The 19,282-nt window shown below is 52.0% G+C and carries 16 protein-coding genes; all 16 read left to right on the top strand.

Annotation, left to right across the window (positions count from 1 at the left end; translation table 11 throughout):
* The first annotated feature begins 16 nt into the window (after nucleotides 1-16).
* Complete coding sequence (locus ACYU8Y_RS15035; protein WP_460938590.1) at nucleotides 17-1,483, top strand: right-handed parallel beta-helix repeat-containing protein; 1,467 nt, start codon at nucleotides 17-19, stop codon at nucleotides 1,481-1,483.
* 790 nt (nucleotides 1,484-2,273) lie between these two features.
* Nucleotides 2,274-3,077 (top strand): polysaccharide biosynthesis/export family protein, encoded by an 804-nt coding sequence (locus ACYU8Y_RS15030; RefSeq protein WP_460938588.1) that lies wholly within the window; start codon nucleotides 2,274-2,276, stop codon nucleotides 3,075-3,077.
* A gap of 41 nt (nucleotides 3,078-3,118) precedes the next feature.
* Nucleotides 3,119-5,416 (top strand): GumC family protein, encoded by a 2,298-nt coding sequence (locus ACYU8Y_RS15025; RefSeq protein WP_460938586.1) that lies wholly within the window; start codon nucleotides 3,119-3,121, stop codon nucleotides 5,414-5,416.
* A gap of 82 nt (nucleotides 5,417-5,498) precedes the next feature.
* Nucleotides 5,499-6,176, top strand: a complete 678-nt coding sequence (locus ACYU8Y_RS15020; protein WP_460938584.1) for a sugar transferase — start codon at nucleotides 5,499-5,501, stop codon at nucleotides 6,174-6,176.
* 37 nt (nucleotides 6,177-6,213) lie between these two features.
* A complete protein-coding gene (locus ACYU8Y_RS15015) occupies nucleotides 6,214-6,996 on the top strand; it encodes a WecB/TagA/CpsF family glycosyltransferase (RefSeq protein WP_460938582.1) in 783 nt (260 codons plus the stop codon).
* Nucleotides 6,993-7,970 carry an NAD-dependent epimerase/dehydratase family protein gene (locus ACYU8Y_RS15010; protein ID WP_460938580.1) on the top strand — a complete coding sequence of 326 codons (978 nt, stop codon included), beginning with the start codon at nucleotides 6,993-6,995 and terminating at the stop codon, nucleotides 7,968-7,970. Before ACYU8Y_RS15015 ends, ACYU8Y_RS15010 begins: the two co-directional genes overlap by 4 nt.
* Nucleotides 7,970-8,314, top strand: a complete 345-nt coding sequence (locus tag ACYU8Y_RS15005) for a cupin domain-containing protein (RefSeq protein WP_460938578.1) — start codon at nucleotides 7,970-7,972, stop codon at nucleotides 8,312-8,314. Before ACYU8Y_RS15010 ends, ACYU8Y_RS15005 begins: the two co-directional genes overlap by 1 nt.
* Nucleotides 8,315-8,337: 23 nt before the next feature.
* Nucleotides 8,338-9,771, top strand: a complete 1,434-nt coding sequence (locus ACYU8Y_RS15000) for a flippase (RefSeq protein ID WP_460938576.1) — start codon at nucleotides 8,338-8,340, stop codon at nucleotides 9,769-9,771.
* Between the two features lie 2 nt (nucleotides 9,772-9,773).
* Nucleotides 9,774-10,688: a glycosyltransferase family 2 protein gene (locus tag ACYU8Y_RS14995; RefSeq protein WP_460938574.1), complete on the top strand. Its 915-nt coding sequence runs from the start codon at nucleotides 9,774-9,776 to the stop codon at nucleotides 10,686-10,688.
* Between the two features lie 26 nt (nucleotides 10,689-10,714).
* Nucleotides 10,715-11,884, top strand: coding sequence for a glycosyltransferase family 4 protein (locus ACYU8Y_RS14990; RefSeq protein WP_460938572.1), 1,170 nt, complete (start codon nucleotides 10,715-10,717; stop codon nucleotides 11,882-11,884).
* A 44-nt stretch (nucleotides 11,885-11,928) separates the two neighbouring features.
* Nucleotides 11,929-13,146, top strand: coding sequence for an O-antigen ligase family protein (locus ACYU8Y_RS14985; RefSeq protein WP_460938570.1), 1,218 nt, complete (start codon nucleotides 11,929-11,931; stop codon nucleotides 13,144-13,146).
* The gene (locus tag ACYU8Y_RS14980; protein ID WP_460938568.1) at nucleotides 13,143-14,027 is read left to right on the top strand and encodes a glycosyltransferase family 2 protein; all 885 of its coding nucleotides are present in this window, start codon (nucleotides 13,143-13,145) and stop codon (nucleotides 14,025-14,027) included. Before ACYU8Y_RS14985 ends, ACYU8Y_RS14980 begins: the two co-directional genes overlap by 4 nt.
* A 4-nt stretch (nucleotides 14,028-14,031) precedes the next feature.
* Complete coding sequence (locus tag ACYU8Y_RS14975) at nucleotides 14,032-15,300, top strand: glycosyltransferase family 4 protein (protein ID WP_460938566.1); 1,269 nt, start codon at nucleotides 14,032-14,034, stop codon at nucleotides 15,298-15,300.
* 56 nt (nucleotides 15,301-15,356) lie between these two features.
* Nucleotides 15,357-16,244: an aldo/keto reductase gene (locus ACYU8Y_RS14970; protein ID WP_460938564.1), complete on the top strand. Its 888-nt coding sequence runs from the start codon at nucleotides 15,357-15,359 to the stop codon at nucleotides 16,242-16,244.
* Nucleotides 16,241-17,914, top strand: coding sequence for a GMC oxidoreductase (locus tag ACYU8Y_RS14965; RefSeq protein ID WP_460938562.1), 1,674 nt, complete (start codon nucleotides 16,241-16,243; stop codon nucleotides 17,912-17,914). The genes ACYU8Y_RS14970 and ACYU8Y_RS14965 overlap by 4 nt, the downstream gene beginning before the upstream one ends.
* Before the next feature lie 82 nt (nucleotides 17,915-17,996).
* Nucleotides 17,997-19,265 (top strand): glycosyltransferase, encoded by a 1,269-nt coding sequence (locus ACYU8Y_RS14960; protein WP_460938560.1) that lies wholly within the window; start codon nucleotides 17,997-17,999, stop codon nucleotides 19,263-19,265.
* Nucleotides 19,266-19,282 lie beyond the last annotated feature (17 nt).

The following is a 19,282-nucleotide window of genomic DNA, read 5'->3' as shown; positions in this document are numbered from 1 at the left end:
TAGATCGCTCATCGTAATGATATACTCAGGCTTTTTCAAATCAGTGATGCTGGTGGCTTCATTCACCATCCTGGCTTATTGCAAACCATCTGATCCGGCACCGGACACCATCGTTGAACGGGAGGATGCCCTAACGATTGCTCAGGTAAGAGCCTTTACGGAGAGCTCCGTTCCTACCCGGGTCCGCATCACCGATGCAGGCCGGGAAGGCGTCTTTAAACTCGACCAGGCCGACCGCACCACGGAAGACAATATGGGAATAACATTGGTGACGGTTAAAGGCTATCGCTACAAACGGGAATTCACGGGTTCGGCCAACGGATACTGGTTCGGCATCACCGAATCGGATGACGATATAGGCCCTGAACTGATCACAGCCATCCGAGTAACGAACGACATCACGATTCCGGATGGTACATACACGCAATTGACCAATGCCAACCTAAGGAGTAACTTAACTTTACGGGCTAATCCCGGCAAAGCAATTATTCGACTGCCCAAGTCCCATGTTTCTTTAGGCGCACTCGTCAGCGCCACAGATCCCAACGCGTCCCTGGACAATGTTATGATCGATGGGTTAAGTTGGATTGTATCCTCTCAGGAAACGGGTAATTATGGTACCATTTCGATCGACGGCCCATCCGTTTCGAACCTGACGATTCAGAACTGTAGCGGAGATGACAGTGCAGCCAAGGATAGTACGAATTGGCTTACGCTGAAGATTCAGGCCGGACGAACGGCCTCCAACATCATCGTTCGCAACAACACAGTACAGGCAAAACGCATGGCCTGTGAGATTTTCAACCACGACAACTTCAATGTTTACGCGGGCAAGAATATCGTCGTTAGTGGCAATACGTTCTATAATTGCCATTTTGGCATTTCGTTATCCGGACCGCTGGACCAGCTCACAGTGGATAGCAACAACATTAAAAACTGTAGTCTGTTTGGGATCGAAATAGCCGGAGCGGCTCAGCATGTAACGATTACCAACAATAAATTCGAAGGCGTATTCGACAAGTTTCTCGAGGGGTCCAATGACGGCGGAGGTAACGGATCGATCGTTGGGGGGATGATTATCAGTGGAAACTCAACGGTTGGTTTGTGTACGGGAGGCATGCAGCTCTTCAATGGGGGAGCCGTTCAGTTCACGAAGAATGTCTTTAGAATGACAGGAATGATCGAGTTGTTTTCTTCGACGGCGGGCGGCACTTTCACCGATAATATAATCGAGAGTTCGGCCACCAAAGCAGTTATTTGTGACAATTCTCCCAATAACACCTTCTCGAACAATACCATTTCGAACAAAACGAATGCAGTTAATCAGGCTACATTTTTGGCCTATGGTAGCAAAGCCACAAACAATGTCCTGACGGGCAACAAACTAATTCAGGGAGTAGGTGGAAAGCCTTATGATGCTGTGCTAGGCGCCAGTTGCAAGGCTTCCATGAATTACGACGCAGCTGGTAACCTTATTCCTTGACAATGGTCTTGCCGGAGTCGTGCGCCTAACCGGCTGGCCTGCTTATTCTGGCCAGAAAATCGCATAATATCCGCTTTCTCTGCCCTGCCCGCCAGCTTAAATACTGGCGGGCAGTTTGCATTTAACAAACACCAGTGAGTCCCAATTTCGATCAAACGAAGATCGCTATCTTAAATAGGCAAAAATCACCTCATGTATGAAAAAAGCAGCAGATCCTGAATCTGGTAATAATACAAATCTGTATACCTAAAGCGCTAGATACGTTTTTGAATAATTACTATCGATGATATAACTATTTCCATAAACAGGCCAAATCCTTAGTTAATTTCTTAACAGGTATTACTTGCTTAGTTTATAGAATAGATGATATGAGTACCATATTCGTATTGCTATAAATAAATATCTATTACCTAATGTGTTACCAAACAGCTTAAAAAATTAATTACTAACTAATATCTGTTTACAAGGCACCGAACAGTGTAAAGCTCCTAATCTTTTGTCTTCAGAAATCAACATTCTACTTTCGAGTTATAATAGTACAAAGGCTGAACGGCAAGTTCGTGTTCTGTGTACTCCACCGTGCTCCCATCTTCCTAGTACTCCACCGGTACGCGCTAAAGGCCTCCCTAATTAGGAAGCCGAAGAATAGTATAAACCTGATTATCAGCTTAATCGACTTACCAAAAGTATAGTACTCCCAATACGGCCGGCCGTACGAGCGATTAACGATTGTCAAGTCATTCACAACCCATTCATTATTACTAAGTAGAACGATCAAGCCACACGACGAATGAGTAAAAGGACCAAAACACCACACCTAACCCATTGGATAAGCATATTAGCCATTGCCCTTTCTGTTGCGTCCCTGGAAGGCTGCACATCGGCCAAGAAACTGGCTTACTTCCAGGATATCAGTACTAAGGGAGACACCGTGAACATTGCCGAACCTTTCATACCCACCATCCGGAAAGGAGATATTTTGTCGGTTCAGGTGAGTAGCCTCAATGCTGAAGCGTCGGCTTATTTCAACCCGGTTTCCATGGCCGATGCGACCGTAGCGGCAGCGACCGCCAATCCGCTGGCACGTACCGTTGGCTACGCCGTAGCTGATGATGGGACGATTAAACTGCCGCTAATCGGTCAGTTGAGCGTTGTGGGGTTAACCAATACCAAAGCCAGTGAGCTTATTACAACCAAACTCAAAAGCTATCTGAAAGAACCAACGGTTAATGTCAGAAACCTGAACTTCCGGATTTCGGTGCTTGGCGAGGTAGCCCGCCCGTCACTTTTCACTATCCCAAACGAGCAGATAACCCTGCCGGAGGCCCTGGGACTAGCTGGCGATCTAACCATCTATGGCCGTCGTGACAATGTTCTGGTTATTCGGGAAGAAGGCACGAAAAGGGTTTTTGCCCGCCTTGACCTGACCAATCGGGACGCTTTCCGCTCACCCTATTATTCACTTCACCCCAACGACGTAGTGTACATCGAGCCCGGAAAAGCCCGCGCCACCAGCGTTGACCGAGCTTACCAGCTTACTCCCGTCATCACCGGTATTCTGTCGCTGATCGCCATCATTGCCACCCGACGTTAACCAAACTCAACTCATACTCCTCAACGTACTAATTCTCTGTTATGAATTCACGATCCTCTCAATCCTATGTGTCTTATCAGGTTGTCGATTCCGGCAGCTCGGTGCTCAGGACACATATACTGCCTTACCTGCGCTACTGGCCCTGGTTTGTTTTGTCGGTAGGTTTGTCTCTGGCTGGCGCTTATGTGTATTTGCTGTACAAACAGCCAATCTATAAAATCCAGGCCAGCCTGTTGCTTCAGGACGAAAAGAGAGGCAGTGGTCAGGATACCCCCCTGAAAGAACTGGAGGTATACTCGCCGAAGAAGGTGGTCGAGAATGAACTCGAAGTCCTGCATTCGTCTACTCTGATGGACCGGGTTGTTACGAACCTTCATCTGGACAGCCAGTATTTTCGGAAAACCAAATTCGGCAAACGGGAGATCTACGCCGAATCGCCCGTCTGGATTCTTGTTGAGGAAGCTGACCCCAGTTTGTACAAGACACCACTGGCGCTCTCCTTCGTGAATGCCGAAACGGTACGCATCAACGACAAGACATATCCGCTTAACCAACGCCTGAAAACGCCTTACGGCCAGTTTCGTGTATTGACACGGAAAGACGTGAGCGCTAAAAGTGAGCCTATTACGGTTCAGGTACTGCCAAAAGCGGCAGCCGTTGGCATGTATCTGGATAAGCTCAAAACTGAGCCTACCAGCAAAACGTCCACGGTTATTCACCTGACGCTGGAAGATGCCGTTCCTGAAAAGGGGGAGGCCGTACTGAATAGCCTGATCAACGAATACAATCTGGCGGCCATTGCCGACAAAAACAAGGTAGCCTCCAACACGCTAAAGTTCGTGGAGAACCGGCTTCGTATGGTATCGGGCGAATTGTCTTCGGTCGAACGAAATGTAGAAGAATACAAATCGACCATGGGCATTACCGATCTGGGGGCTCAGGCCCAATCGTTTCTGCAGACAACGCAACAGAATGACGCCCAGCTCAACCAGGTGAACATTCAGTTGGCGGTACTCAACGATCTGGAAACTTTCATCACCACGCAGTCAGATAAACGGGGTAGCACACCGGCCACCGTAGGCATCAACGATCCGGTTCTGCTGGGTCAAATCGATAAGCTTTCCCAGCTCGAACTTCAACGTGACGAAATTCGGCAGACCAGCGGAGACGAAAACCCGAAACTGCAATCGCTGGATAACCAGATTAAAAACACCAAGCACAACATCGACCAGAACATTCGGACCATGAAGTCCATGCTCACCAGTTCGAAAGAACAGTATGTGGCGAAAAACGAAAAACTGGAGAATGTGATCAAGACTGTTCCCAAGCAGGAACGCGCGCTGATGGACATTACCCGTCAGCAGACGATCAAGAATAACCTGTACACCTACCTGCTTCAGAAGCGTGAAGAGATGGCCGTTACGTTTGCCGCTGCCATTTCGGATAGCCGGACGATCGACGCAGCCAAAAGCAGCCTGGGACCGGTGAAACCCGTCGGCGTTGTTATCTACGCGCTCTTCGGACTCGTTGGGTTGCTACTGCCAACAGCCGCCATTGCGGGCCGGGGAGCCCTGAACACCAAAGTGTCGCGCCGGGGCGATGTGGAAGACGTAACCCAGGTGCCCATCCTGGGAGAGATCATGAGCAAGCGGCAGCGCGATGTGCTGATCGTTGGTCCAAACAACCGGTCCGTCATTGCCGAACAGATCCGGACCATCCGCACGAACCTCTACATTGGCAAAGGCGAAATGGACGAAAGCCAGGTGCTGCTCTTTACATCCAGTATCAGTGGCGAGGGCAAATCGTTCATCTCCATGAACCTGGGCGCGAGCATGGCCTTACTCAAACAGCCAACGGTCATTCTGGAAATGGACATGCGGCTGCCACGCCTGCACCAACTGTTCGATATCGACAACTCGGTTGGCATCAGCACGTACCTGAATGGAGAAGCTACGGTAGCTGATATCCTGAAACCCGTTCCGGGCTACCCGAATTACTTTATTATCCCAAGCGGCCCGCTCCCACCCGATCCGTCCGAGCTGCTGAGCGGCCCTAACCTGAAACAGTTGATTGGCGAACTGCGCGAGAAGTTCCGATACGTGATCATCGATGCCCCTCCAATTGGTATCGTTACCGATGCGCAGGCCATTGCACCTTACTCCGACGCCACTCTGTTTGTAGTCCGTCATGGCGTAACGCCGAAAGACAGCCTGAAAATCCTGGATATGCTCCACCGTGAGCAGCGCTTCCAGAACATGCGCATCATACTCAATGCCGTAGGAAGTGGTGATGGTTATCATTTCAACAACGGTTACAAGAACAGTTACTCGTATCGGTAAGACCACGAACGCCATGAAGGCGGTTTTACCTCGGATGATAACCGGCATACCTCTTCATCCATACCTGTAAACAGACACGATCATGCAGGCTTCTACCAACGGAAAAACATTTCATTTATATCTCAGCTACGATGATGAGGCCAAGCCTTATACAGCGAAGCGCGTGATTATGGGCATAAAAAAGCGGGGATTTGACCTATTAATTGCCAGTATCGTTGTGGCCTCTGTTCTCATTTGGCTTATACCTATACTAGCTCTATTGATCAAATTGACCTCACCGGGACCAGCCATTTTCGTGCAGTCCCGCACGGGGCGGAACGGTCGGGTATTTCCCTGCCTGAAATTCCGGACAATGACCTACGACCGGAACGCCGAATTTCACCAGGCAACCCGACACGACATGCGGGTGACGCGCATCGGCAAGTTTCTACGCAAGACGAATCTGGACGAAATGCCCCAGTTTCTGAATGTACTGGCTGGGCACATGAGCATTGTGGGGCCACGGCCACACCCGATTCCGCTCGATGCCCAGCATTGGCACACGCTACCCGGCTATAAGGAACGCTACACCGTTCGGCCCGGTATTACCGGACTGGCGCAGGCCAGAGGAGCCCGTGGCGAAACCGCCGAGTTGTACAAAATGAAAGTCAGAGTGCGCTACGACCATCTGTACATCAGTCGCCAGTCGACCCGGCTGGATGCTAAAATCTGCTGGTGGACCGTACAGGCGGCCATCAAAGGCAACAAAAATGCCTGGTAGACTACATCTTTTCAACGCGTAACCAGTCTCCATCACCATGACAAAAGTCTTACAAGTGCAGCTTTACGATGCTGGTCTGCCCTCGGCCGTTCAGGACATCATCGAGCAGTGCCAGCCCACCGCTACCCGGCAGAATAAATGCGTGAGTGCCACGGGGGCTCACGGTCTGGTAACGGCGTTCAAAGAGCCGGAGTTTAAATCGGTACTCGACTCCTTTTACTGGAATCTGCCCGATGGCATGCCCGGCGTTTGGGTTGGCAAACTCAAAGGAGCCAAGCAAATGACCCGCTGCTACGGCCCTGATTTCTTCAAATATGTGTTTGAAAGCAGTGCCGACAAGTCGATCAAACACTTTCTGTGTGGGGGTCAGGAAGGCGTTGCCAACGAACTGAAACAGGCCGTTGGCCGGAAGTTCGGCAACTACCAGGTAGCCGGTACGTTTTGCCCGCCATTCCGGGAAATGTCGGATCAGGAGTTTCGGGCTTTGGGCGAGCAGATCAATCAGTCGGGGGCCAACATCGTCTGGATTGGCCTGAGCACCCCCAAGCAGGAACGTTTTGCCCGGCGGCTGGCCCAGTGGGTCGATGTCAACTTCATCGTGACGGTGGGAGCCGCTTTCGACTTCCATACCGACCGGGTCAAACAGGCTCCAAGCTGGATGCAGCGCATGTCGCTGGAGTGGCTTTTCCGACTCATGTCGGAGCCCAAACGTCTCTACAAGAGGTATTTAGAAATTGTTCCTCTTTTTATCATCCTTAATGTAAAAGAATTTTTCTCACCCGTTAAACAAACAACCGCTTCGGCGAATCAACAATTATGAAAAAAGCTCTCGTCTGTGGTGCTGGTGGCTTCATTGGTGGTCACCTTGTCAACCGACTCAAATCTGAAGGATACTGGGTTCGTGGTGTCGATGTAAAAGAAAACGAATACGGCAACAACAACGCCGACGAGTTCGTTATCGGCGATTTAAGAAATCCGGAAGTAGCCGACGAGGTAATCACGTCAGATCTGGACGAAATTTACCAGTTAGCAGCTGACATGGGTGGTGCTGGTTTTGTCTTTACGGGTACAAACGATGCCGCCATCATGCACAACTCGGTGTTGTGTAACCTGAACGTTCTGGAAGCAGCCAAGAACAAAGGGGTGAAACGGATTTTCTATTCGTCGTCGGCCTGTATGTATCCTGAGCATAACCAGATGGACCCCAACAACCCAAAATGCTCGGAAGAGTCGGCTTATCCGGCGAACCCAGACAGCGAATACGGTTGGGAAAAACTGTTCTCGGAGCGGCTGTTTCTGGCCTACCAGAAAAACCATGGCATTGAAGCCCGCATTGCCCGTTTCCACAACATCTTCGGCCCAATGGGTACCTGGGATGGTGGTCGCGAAAAAGCACCCGCTGCCGTTTGCCGCAAAGTGGCGATGGCCGAAGAGGGTGGCTCGATCGAAATCTGGGGCGATGGCAAACAAACCCGTTCGTTCCTGATCGTCGATGAGTGCGTGGAAGGTATCCGTCGGTTGATGGCGTCTGATTTTTCGGGTCCGGTAAACATCGGTTCGGAAGAGATGATCTCGCTCAACGACTTCGCCAAAATGGTAATCGATATCTCGGGCAAAAACCTGTCGATCAACAACATTCCGGGTCCACTAGGCGTCCGTGGTCGTAACTCCGACAACCACCTGATTACCGAAAAACTGGGCTGGGCTCCCTCGACTCCCCTGCGGAAAGGTGTTGAGAAAACCTTCGACTGGATTTCGGAACAGATCCAGAAAAAAGAACTCGTAGAAGCCTAATGGAACGGATTACAGCCTCTCTTATGCACCTTGAGCGCGAGCTTACGGCCCACGCTCAGGGTGCAAAGCAGGTTTTCCTCCGCAACAGCGATACGCCGACGAATGTAACCCAGGTAGCGTATGGCACCTTTACGAAGGCGGATTACTGCGACCTGCACGCGCACGCCACCATGGAAGAATGCTTTTTTTTCCTGAAAGGTGAAGGCGTTTATGTAGTGGCCGATCAGCAGATTCCGCTGCAACACGGTGTTTTTGTTCGAATTCCGGCCGGCGTTTTACACAGACTGGAAACGACCAGCGAGGAACCCCTGGAGTACGTTTATTTTGGAGTAGCCACGAATTGAGTTCTTTAACCGACAAACAAAGTATGGTAAGCAAGCAGGCCGCAACTGTCGCTATGGACGAGGTAACCATGCTGGATTCAGTCGCCGAGTCCACGGCCGCCGTGGATTCGAGCAGTTCGAAGCCCAAAGCGTTATCGAAGCCGGTTCTGAAGCGATTGGCTATCAATGTGGCATCGCTGTTCAGCGTTCACGTGGCCAATATGCTGTTGCCCCTGCTGACGGTACCTTATGTCGTTCGCATCATCGGGCCGGAGCGCCTGGGTCTGCTGAATTTTTCGCAGGCTTACGTGGCTTACTTTACCCTATTGATCAACTACGGATTCGATATGGCCGCCGTTCGAACCATTGCGGCCAACCGAACGGACAAAGCCCTGGTGAATCGGGCGTTCAGCGAGGTTATTGCCGGGAAGACGCTGCTGTGGGTGTTGTCGACCCTGATCTTTATGGGTATCACGTGGTTCACCCCCGAGTTCCGGTCGCATATTGTGCTGCACACCTGCACCTACATCACGTGCATCGGCATCGTTCTGTTTCCCGTCTGGCTTTACCAGGCTATGGAAGATCTGGGGCGGGTAGCAATCTTCAACCTGGTTGTCAAGGTATTGTTCACCCTGGCGGTGTTCTTGCTCATCCGGAAACCCGAAGACTATTTTTACCAGAACCTCTCCGTCAGTATAGCCCAGGTGGTGGTCAGTGTCATTGCCATTACCGTAGCGATACGACGCTTTAAACTAACGTTTACCTGGCCAACGATTAGCCAGTTAATCAACCGGTTTCGGGAAGACAGCACCCTGTTTTTCTCATCGGTGATGATCACGCTGTATGCCGGCTCAACGGTTTTTCTGCTTGGCCTCCTCAGCAATGCTTACGACGTCGGTATCTTTTCGGCGGGTACCCGGCTTGAAAGTATCTCCCGCTCTTTTGTTACGATGGGTCTGAACCAGGCCTTCTTCCCCATCGTCGCCAGTGCGTTCGGGGCCGGCCGTGCGAATGGCCTGCACGTTGTTCGAATGACGTTTTTCCCGTTGATGGCCTGCATGGTTCTGGTGTCGCTGGGGTTATGGCTGGTTGCCCCGGTATTCATCACCTTGTTTTACGGAGCTACGTTTCACGACGCCATTCCGGTGTTACGGATTGTCTCGCTATTACCCATCATGATCGGAATCAGTAATCTGCTGGGCATGCACACGATGCTGAATCTACGAATGGACAAAGCGTTCTTCCGGATAACGGCCCTGGGTTCCGTTGTTGGTCTGGTGGTCAACGCGGTACTGATTCAGAAAATGGGTTTCGTCGGGGCGGCTTATGCCTGGGTAACGGCCGAAGCCTTCATTGCCCTATCCATGTATCTCTACCTGCGCAACCAGGGCATACAAGTCATCCAGTTGGCTTATTTCCGGGAAGCTGTTCAGTTCACGCAGACCCGATTAGCCACACTTTTTAAACGAACCAATTGACAATGGCAACAGTAGCCGCCGTGGTTGTGACCTATAACAGGCTCGAAGACCTAAAAAAATGCATCGTTAGTCTGCAGGAGCAAACGCACCCGCTCGATGCCATCTTTGTCATCAACAATGGCAGTACAGACGGGACAGACAAATGGCTAGCCGCGCAAACCGGCCTTCAGATCACCACGCAGGCAAACCTGGGCGGGGCGGGTGGTTTTGCAACGGGTATCGATACGGCCTACCAAGCCGGATTCGACTGGCTATGGTGTATGGACGACGATTGCCTGGCCGCGCCAGACGCACTGGAAACCCTGATGAATGCGCCAAATATTGGTCCCTGCATCAAAAACTGCGTTTCGGTTAGTAACAAAGATCACAGCGAATTAGCGTTTTACGTAGACCGGCCCAACCGTAGCTACCGCAAAGTGGCCGATATGTCACCCTTTGATCTGGTCTATGGTGTTGCTTTCTTTTTTAACGGCACCCTGATTAGTAGTGAAGTTGTTAAACATGTTGGCCTGCCCGACAAGAAACTGTTTATCTGGGGCGACGAAGTCGAGTACATGACCCGCGTCCAGAAAATGGGGTATCCTGTTGTAACCGTACCGCGCTCTAAATTTTATCACCCCCCTTCCTTTGATCGGGATGGTATCCCCTGGCCGGGTGCCTGGAAGCAGTATTACGCCGTACGAAACCAGCGCCGGGTATTTCAGAATATCCACGGCGACAAATACGGAAAACTCGTTTTTCTGCGGTGGTCCGTCCGGGCTACACTGGGGCAGGCGGTAACCAGCCACAACAACAAGCTGTATAATTTCCTGCTCTACAGCGAAGCGGCTCTCGACAGCCTGTTCAATAACTTCCGGAAGAAACCGGGCAGTATTCTTACTCTGAAACTGTACCGATTATTGAATAAACAACCTTAGCAGCTGCCAAAATAGATCTGTTCAGTATGAGAGTTTTACTCGTTTCAACGGCCACTCAAACTTCCCGCACGGGCGTCACAGCGCATTACAATCGCTTGCTGGCCGAGTTGCCGGGCCGGGTAGACTCTGTCCAGCTCATTACGCCGGCCGATGCGCCTTTTCTTGTCAAAAAAACGTTTGGCCTGCTACGGCGGGTGGCGGCTTTATTTGGTCAGAACAGCAGCGCACTCTGTCTGGAACTGGAGAATTTCGTTAGTGTATGGGCGTCGGTTCGGCTAAAAGGTCCGAATTCGTTCGACATTGTTCATGCGCAGGATACCACGTCCGGGGCGGCAGCCGCCATTGGCTTGTCTCGCAAAGTACGGGTTATTGTCACCTGCCATTTCAACGATAACCCGATAGCCGAATACCGGGAAGCGTATCAGCTGAACGCCTGGACCGATCAGCGGTTAACCGACTGGTTCACGTATCTCTTCAAACAGCAGGACGCCTTTATTACGGTTTCCGGTTATACCAAACGCACCTCCGCTTTTTTACGCCCGCAGCAGGCGGTCTGTACCGTTATTCATAATGGCGTTACGTTTCCACCGGTGCTGCCCCGGCAGGATGAAGGGCTTTTGACGATTGTCAATATCGGTACCATCGAGACCCGGAAAAATCAGCGGTTACTGATCGATGCAGCCGCCGAATTACGCCAGCGGGGCTACACCAACTTTCGGATAAAGCTACTGGGCGACGGCCCCAAACGCCAGGAGTGGGAAGCTCTCGTGAAGGAAAAGGGGCTGGACCGTTTTGTTTCCTTCCTGGGATTCCAGGCAGATGTGGCCAGCTTCCTGCAACAAGCCAGCCTGTACGTACATACAGCCGCTAACGAATCTTGGGGATACACCATTACCGAGGCTATTTCGGCCGGAACACCCGTACTGGCGCTGGCAACGGGTGGTATCCCCGAGCAATTCGACAGCCAGAAACCGGGGCTTTTACCCGCCAAAGCAACCGCTTCTGAACTGGCCGAAGCCATCCTGCGCTACCAGCAGCCGGCCGACAGGCAGCAGTTGGCGAATCAGCAAATGCACTACGCCCGCGAGCGATTCCGAATGGATATCATGATCGATAAACACCTCACGTTTTACCGGGATGTCATGAATCGGCAGGAAGCAAATTTCACCCACGAATCAACAGCGCTTACGGTATGATGACCTGGATATATAGATTCGTACTTTTTCTCCTCCTCTTTGGGATGAGTGCCCTTATTTACGGGGGAAATTCGCTCAACCCGCTGTTGGACAAAGCCGTCAGCGGAACAACGCTGATCGGTATTCTGGCCCTGATCGTCTGTTACTTCTGGCAACCACCGCTCTACAAAACGGTAGCCTGGCTGCTGGGTTTGGGTGTTATTGGACTGGTCCTGGAATCCCGGTATGAATATGGGCAATTTGTGTACTCGTACTTCGTCATCAAGCGCTTTGCCTACTGTGGTCTGGCACTGCTGGCCTATGTGGTTGCTACCCAGGCAGAGCCGTTCAAACTTAAGTACGCCGTTTACCTCATTTTCGCCTTTTACGTCATCAATCAGTTGGTTCTGGGCCAGATCTTTACTTACAACCTGACCTCCGAGAGCCGGACAGTAACCTCAAACGAGGCTCTGTACCTGGTTATTCCGTGCCTGTATTATCTGATGATGTATCTGAAAGATCGCAAAATTCCCGATCTGCTGCTGACCTTATTTAGTTTCGCCTTAATCGTTTTTCTACTGCACCGTTCCGTGATCTCGGCCGCTATTGTAGCCATTGGCGTCGTGGCGGGCCTGTCGATGGTCGGCAAACTGCCCACGAGTGGTTTCCCGGTAGGTCGCACGCTGGGTACGTTTGCGATTTTACTCATTCTACTGGCTCCGGCCCTGGCCATGATGCCGGGCAATAAGGTCAATGCTTTTCTGGAAAACATCGGGGGAATTCTCGACCCTAAAGAAGATAATACCGGGAGCTGGCGCCTGGAGCAGTCGGAGTATTATTTAAGCCAGATTCCCGACAAGCCCATGCTTGGCTGGCGCTATGAAGGCTACGACCGGGGCGAAATTATGGTGAATGAAGATTTTCCCGAGAAGGGCACCATCATTCACTCGCAGTACATCGACATGCTATACAATTATGGCGCGGTCGGTCTGGCCATCAACCTGCTGATCATCCTCGGCACGTTGCTGACCCTGTATCGCCGGAACAAGACGTTCACCATCGAGCAGACCGTACTGTTCGGCTTCATCGTCAGTGGTCTGGTCTATGGTGTTTCGTATCAGTTACCCGTGTTTTTCTGGGGGTTTGTTGGCCTGGCTATGCACTATGCCCTCAAACGCCCGGACGAAGACGACACCGATGAGTATATAACAGTGGACATCACCGAGTCATCGGACACGTCCCTACAGCCTTTCGTATCGACTAAAACTCAGGAAGTTCTATGATTAGTATCGTTATCCCTGTCCACAACCGCTTAGAGTTTACCCGGCAATGCCTGGCGTGTCTGTCCGTTCAAACCTATCGAAACTTTCAAATTATCGTGGTCGACGATGGGTCGACCGACGGCACCGATCTCATGATCAGCCAGGAATTTCCGGAGGTCGTTGTCCTGAAAGGCGATGGCAATCTGTGGTGGACAGAAGCCACCAACTGGGGCATCCGTTACGCACAGAAACAGCAGGATAAACGGCAGGAAAATTTCGTATTGACCCTCAACGACGACACCCGTGTAGCCCCCGATTACCTGCAAACCATGGTGGATGGCTATCGCAAACACAAGCCCTGCCTGATCGGCTCGGTTAGTGTCGATAGCGATAATCCCGAAAAGCTGGAATATGCCGGAGCGGCCTTTGAACTGTATACGGCTGGCGGACGACATCTGTCGGAGGATTACCACAATAGCTACCGGGAGCTGTCGTCGCGCACCTCGTACGTGGAGTCGCACTCGCTGCCCGGCCGGGGAACGCTGATTCCGATGGAGGTATTTGACAAAATCGGGCTGTTCGATTCGAAGAAATATATCCACTACATGTCAGACATCGAGTTTTCGGTACGGGCACGGAAGGCGGGCTATCGACTCATTGTCAATGTGCCCAGCGTGGTTTATGAGTTTGTGAAGGCAACGGGCATTCAGGTTGAGCGTAAAATAACGCTGAAGGAGTTTATCGACGGCTTTACCTCGATCAAATCGCCGACCAACCTGCGCGTTCGCTACAACTTCGCCATTGACCACTCCAAGACCAAAGCGCTTTACTTCTGTTTCGACGTCGGTCGGATTTGTACGGGTTTCCTGCTGCGTAAAGTTCGGATTATGAAATCGCTATAAGGCTATGAAAAAAGTGCTTCTATCTGCCTACGCCTGCCTGCCCAACCACGGCTCCGAAGAGGGGACGGGCTGGACGTATGCCACCACATTGAGCCTGAATGAACTGGAAGTGCATTGCCTGACGAAAAAAGACGGGGAAGTTGCGATCGATTCGATTCTGGATAGCGGCCTGTTTCCGAACCTGATGGTGCACTATGTGCGGCTGCCTGCCTGGGTCGATAAATTCTGCGATTCTAACCTGATCGGGATGTATTTCCATTATATCTACTGGCAGTGGAGCGCCATGAAACTGGCCCGGCAACTGGATCAGAAGCACAATTTCGATATCGTGCACCATGTTACCTACGGCAGTATTCAGCTAGGTAGCTTTCTGTACAAACTTCGTAAGCCGTTCATTTTCGGGCCGGTAGGTGGCGGGCAGCGAGCGCCCAAAAACATGAAACGGTATTTTGGCACCTACTGGACCCGGGAGTGGCTGCGCGACTGGGTCGGCACGTTGCTTCAATATACCAACCCCGGCTTTTTCAAATCCGTGCAAACAGCCGACCGGTTGGTTGTCACGAATCTGGACACCTACGCGCTGGCCCGAAAATTACGGCCAAACTTACCCATCGACCGCATATGGGATGCAGGGCTGAATTCGACGTTTTTGCCAGAGCAACCCATTGAACATTACCCCGACAGTACGCTGAAATTGCTGTGGACTGGCCGCCTGCTACCCCGCAAAGCCCTCGAACTAACCATTCAGGCCCTGGGGCAAGTCGACCCGGCCATTCCCGTCATGCTGACCATTGTAGGCGGAAAAGGCGAAATGGCCGGATTCGTTCCGCAGTACATTGAGCAATATGGCGTCAGTAACCGGGTGAACTGGGTTGGGCATGTGACCTTTCAGGAAGTCAAGAATTACTACGAGCAGTCGGATGTATTTTTCTTCACGAGCCTGCGCGACTCCTGCCCGCACCAGTTGCTGGAAGCCATGGCTTACTCGCTTCCGGTGGTCACGCTGGACTTACACGGGCAGGCCGAACTGGTCAACGACAACACCGGCTTACGCGTACCGGTAACCAACGAGGAGCAGGTCGTTTCGGATCTGGCACGAGCCATCGAATGGATGTACACGCATCCTACAGAACGGCTGGCAATGGGACAGGCAGGCTATTCATTTGCCCAGTCGCAGTTGTGGGAAACAAAAATCAGAACGTTCATCGACGAATTGTATCCGGCTGTGTTAGCGAAGCCGGTTGCCTGCTCGCCTGCTTACAGACGAGGGTAACGAAATACGCTACGCATTATTTACTCAACGATTCATAGGTGTAAAAACTTCTCAACATGATTACCCTAGATCAATTATCATCCTTAGGGATTGGAACGAGTCGGGCTGCATCGCTGGGAAGTCGGCTTTCTCCAGACTTTTTTGCCGGGTTACTCCGTCTAGCCTCCGAGCAAGGCGTCAACCTGATCGACACGGCCGATTTTTATGGGTCGGGCGACTCCGAACGGCTGATTGCCAAAACCTTAAAAGCGACCGACCTTCCTTATTTTGTCGTTACCAAGGCTGGTCTTCCCTGCGTGCATACACCCGGCTGGCTCTCGCCCCTCAACCAGATCGGCAAGAAAATAAAGCAACGGGCGGGTGCCCGAAACAACTACACGGCCGCTTACCTGATCGAGAGTGTGCAGAAAAGCAACAAACGGCTTCGGGTCGAAGCCGCCGATGCCTTATTGCTGCACGAACCCAGTTGGACCGATCTGGCCGATGCCGACTCCTGGGATGGGCTGGCCAAAATAAGGCAGCAGGGCCTGGCCCGCTATACGGGTGTTTCCTCCAATGACTACCGGGTGGTGGAAGAAGGTATTCGCAGTGGGCAGGTTCAGCTCGTGCAAACCGCAACGGCCTGGCAGGCCGACGGTAATTACTCGATTCCGGACCTGTGCCGGAAACATAATATTCCGGTAATTGGCAATCAGGCATTGCGCCCCTACAAATCGCTCCTGGAAAAATACACACAACACGCGGCTACGATTCATCAGCTGGATGGGCTGGCCAATATGTCATTGCCGCAATTTTTACTTGCCTCCCTACTGGCGGATAAGAAAGCGGATACGGTGCTGTTCGGCACCAGCGATCTAACCCATCTGGCGCACAATACGGCGTCGCTCCGTTACGTGGCGGCTCTACCACCCTCCTTGTCGAGATTAAACCAACTCCTGTCATGATCGTTACCAAAAACACGTTCCAGCCAGGGCAAACACTCGACGCCGACATTTGCATTATTGGCAGTGGCCCGGCGGCTATCTCCATGGCCCTCAGCCTGGACGGCTCGCCACTCTCCGTCATCCTGCTGACGGGCGGCAGCTGGACCGAAACCATTACCAATCAGGACTTATACCGGGGAGGTGTCTTCCCGGTGGGTTCGCACGAGCCGCTGGAAGAAAACCGCCGTCGCCAGTTTGGCGGCACCTCGTCGGCCTGGGGTGGGCGCTGCATTCCCTTCGAACCCATTGATTTTAAAACCCGCCCCTGGGTGCCCGAAGGCAAATGGCCCATCACGTTTGATGACCTTCTGCCCTATTACCACAAAGCGGCCGACCTGTGCCAGATTGGCCGCTATGAATTTGATGCCCAAAAAGCGTTTCCCGATAGTCGGCGGGAAATCCTGGAAGGTCTGGATTCCGAGGAGTTGATTTCTTATCCGCTGGAGCGCTGGAGTCCTCCGGTACATTTTGGGAAAGTCTATCAGGAAAGGCTGGAGAACAGTAAAAACATCCAGGTGTTGATGGATGCCCACGTGCTGTCGCTGCAAACGAAGGATAGCCTGAGCCGGGTTAGCCATGTCGAGGTATCCATGAATGGCTCCCGGCTATCCGTTCAGGCCCGCCGGTTTGTGCTGGCCACGGGTGGCATCGAAAATGCCCGCTTGTTATTACACTCCACAAACGACCGGTTCCCTACTGGCCTTGGCAATCAGAACGACAATGTAGGCCGGTATTACATGGTTCACCTCAGTGGCGTTTTCGCCGAGGTGAAACTTCGGGATAAACGAAAGCTCATGGCCGACTTTGAGCAGGATGCCGGGGGCGTTTACTGCCGCCGACGCTGGTGGTTTCCTGAGCCCGTTCAGGAAACGAACCAACTTCTGAACAGTATTTTCTTTCTTTATCACGCCAACACCACGAATGGCCACCGGGATGTTTTGTTCTCGTCCCGGTTCGTTGCCAAGTCGATGTTGTCGATACTGAGTCAGAAGTCCGTAAACCGATCGGTCACTAAAGCCCGGCAACTGATGCCTTCCCTCCGGGAGCATTCGGTCAACATTGCCAAAAACGGCTTGCTCGAAGTTCCTGATCTGATCCGGCTTGGTCTGAAACGAATGGCTAAACGTCGCTTGCCTTTCCTGCTCCCATCCAAACGAAACGACTACTGGGGATTGTATTTCCAGACGGAACAGGCGCCGAACCGGGAGAGCCGGGTTTCCCTGTCCGATTCGCAGACCGATACGTTCGGCGTTCCCCGGGCGGAGGTCAGACTCGCCTTTCTGGATGCCGATATCGACTCCATTGTGAAAGCGCATAACCTCTTTGTGAATACGTTTACCAGCAAGGATCTGGGTGAGATACGGTATAGCGAAACGGGCCTCCGCGCCTACCTGCAGGAACGCTTCAAGGCTTTCAACTCGTCATCGCACCACATCGGAACCACCCGCATGTCGGACGATCCTAAAACCGGGGTCGTCGATAAAGACGCCAAAGTGTATGGTCTTGACAATCTGTATGTAGCGGGTTCTTCGGTCTTTCCGACCGGTGGACACGCCAATCCGACCCTGACCATTGTTGCTCACGCGCTGTTACTGGCCGACCATTTAAAGCATAAGCCCCTATCTGAATGACGCAACCCGTCCCCAGTGTTCAGCCGGTTACCGGCCGGCATTCCGGGTGAAATTGACGTATCTTCCTCTTCCCGCTCTCGTTATGAAAAAAGTATTGGTTTCCGCTTATGCCTGTATTCCGGATCTCGGATCCGAAGAAGGGAATGGGTGGTTTTATTCATCCTTAATCAGCCAGCAGGGCTACCAGGTCGTCTGCCTGACCCGTGACGTTGGCAAACGCCAGATTGAACAGAAACTAGCCGATTACCACTATCCGAATCTGACATTTGCGTACGTCACCTTACCGAGTTGGATCGACAAACCCTATTCGTTTGGCCTGTTGGGCATGTATTTCCATTACATTCTGTGGCAGTGGGCGGCCATGCGGCTTGCCCGGAAACTGCACAAGGAAAACCGGTTCGATTTGGTGCACCACGTTAGTTATACGAGCCTTCAACTGGGAAGTTTTATGTATAAACTCAGGATCCCGTTCATATACGGACCCGTAGGTGGCGGGCAGGAAGCGCCCTATTCCCTGCGCCATTATTTTAAAGATAACTGGGTGAAAGAACGGATGAGATCGCGGGTTAGTGCGCTTATGCTCCGCTTCAACCCCGGCTGTTACCAATCGGTCCGGCACGCCGATTACGTACTGGCCTGGAATGAGGATACCCGGCAGATGATTCATTCATTGGGCCGCACCAAGCAGGTTGAGAAGGAGTTCGGGGGCGTGGGCAAGCACTTCATTCCGTCGGAACCCACTCATCGGCCAGCCCACAATTCGCTGGAACTGGTCTGGGTCGGCCGTCTGATGCCGCGAAAGGCGCTTGAACTTTCGCTGCACGGCTTCAGCAAAGTAGACGCACAACTACCCATTCGATTAACAATTGTTGGCGATGGCGAAATGGGGCGGTATGTACCCGAATACATCGCCAAATACAAACTGGAAAACCGGGTAAACTGGGTCGGTAAAGTAAGCTACGAGCAAGTGAAGGACTACTACCGAAAAGCGGATGTTTTTCTGTTCACCAGCCTGCGCGATACGGGGCCCGCTCAATTAATGGAAGCCATGGGCTATTCGCTCCCCGTGGTCACCCTCGATTTACACGGGCAAGCCGAGCTAGTGAATGACAGCACGGGTATTCGGGTGCCCGTGACCGACCCTGAATCCGTTGCCTTTAACCTGGCAAAAGCCATTACATGGATGTACCACAACGAAGCCAAACGAATGGAGATGGGCCTGAACGCCTTCCGGTTCGCGCAGCAGCAGAGGTGGGAATTGAAGATCAATCACATCATCCAGAAATATTACAATCCGCTTCTTGAGCAGGGCGTCGGTCTGGCGTTTGCCATGAGCAATTTTATTGACTAACAGCAGCAGGTTGTATT

It is taken from the genome of Spirosoma humi (assembly GCF_054776575.1).
The sequence above is the reverse complement of the archived record's forward strand: the minus strand, read 5'-3'. Positions and strand labels throughout refer to the sequence as shown.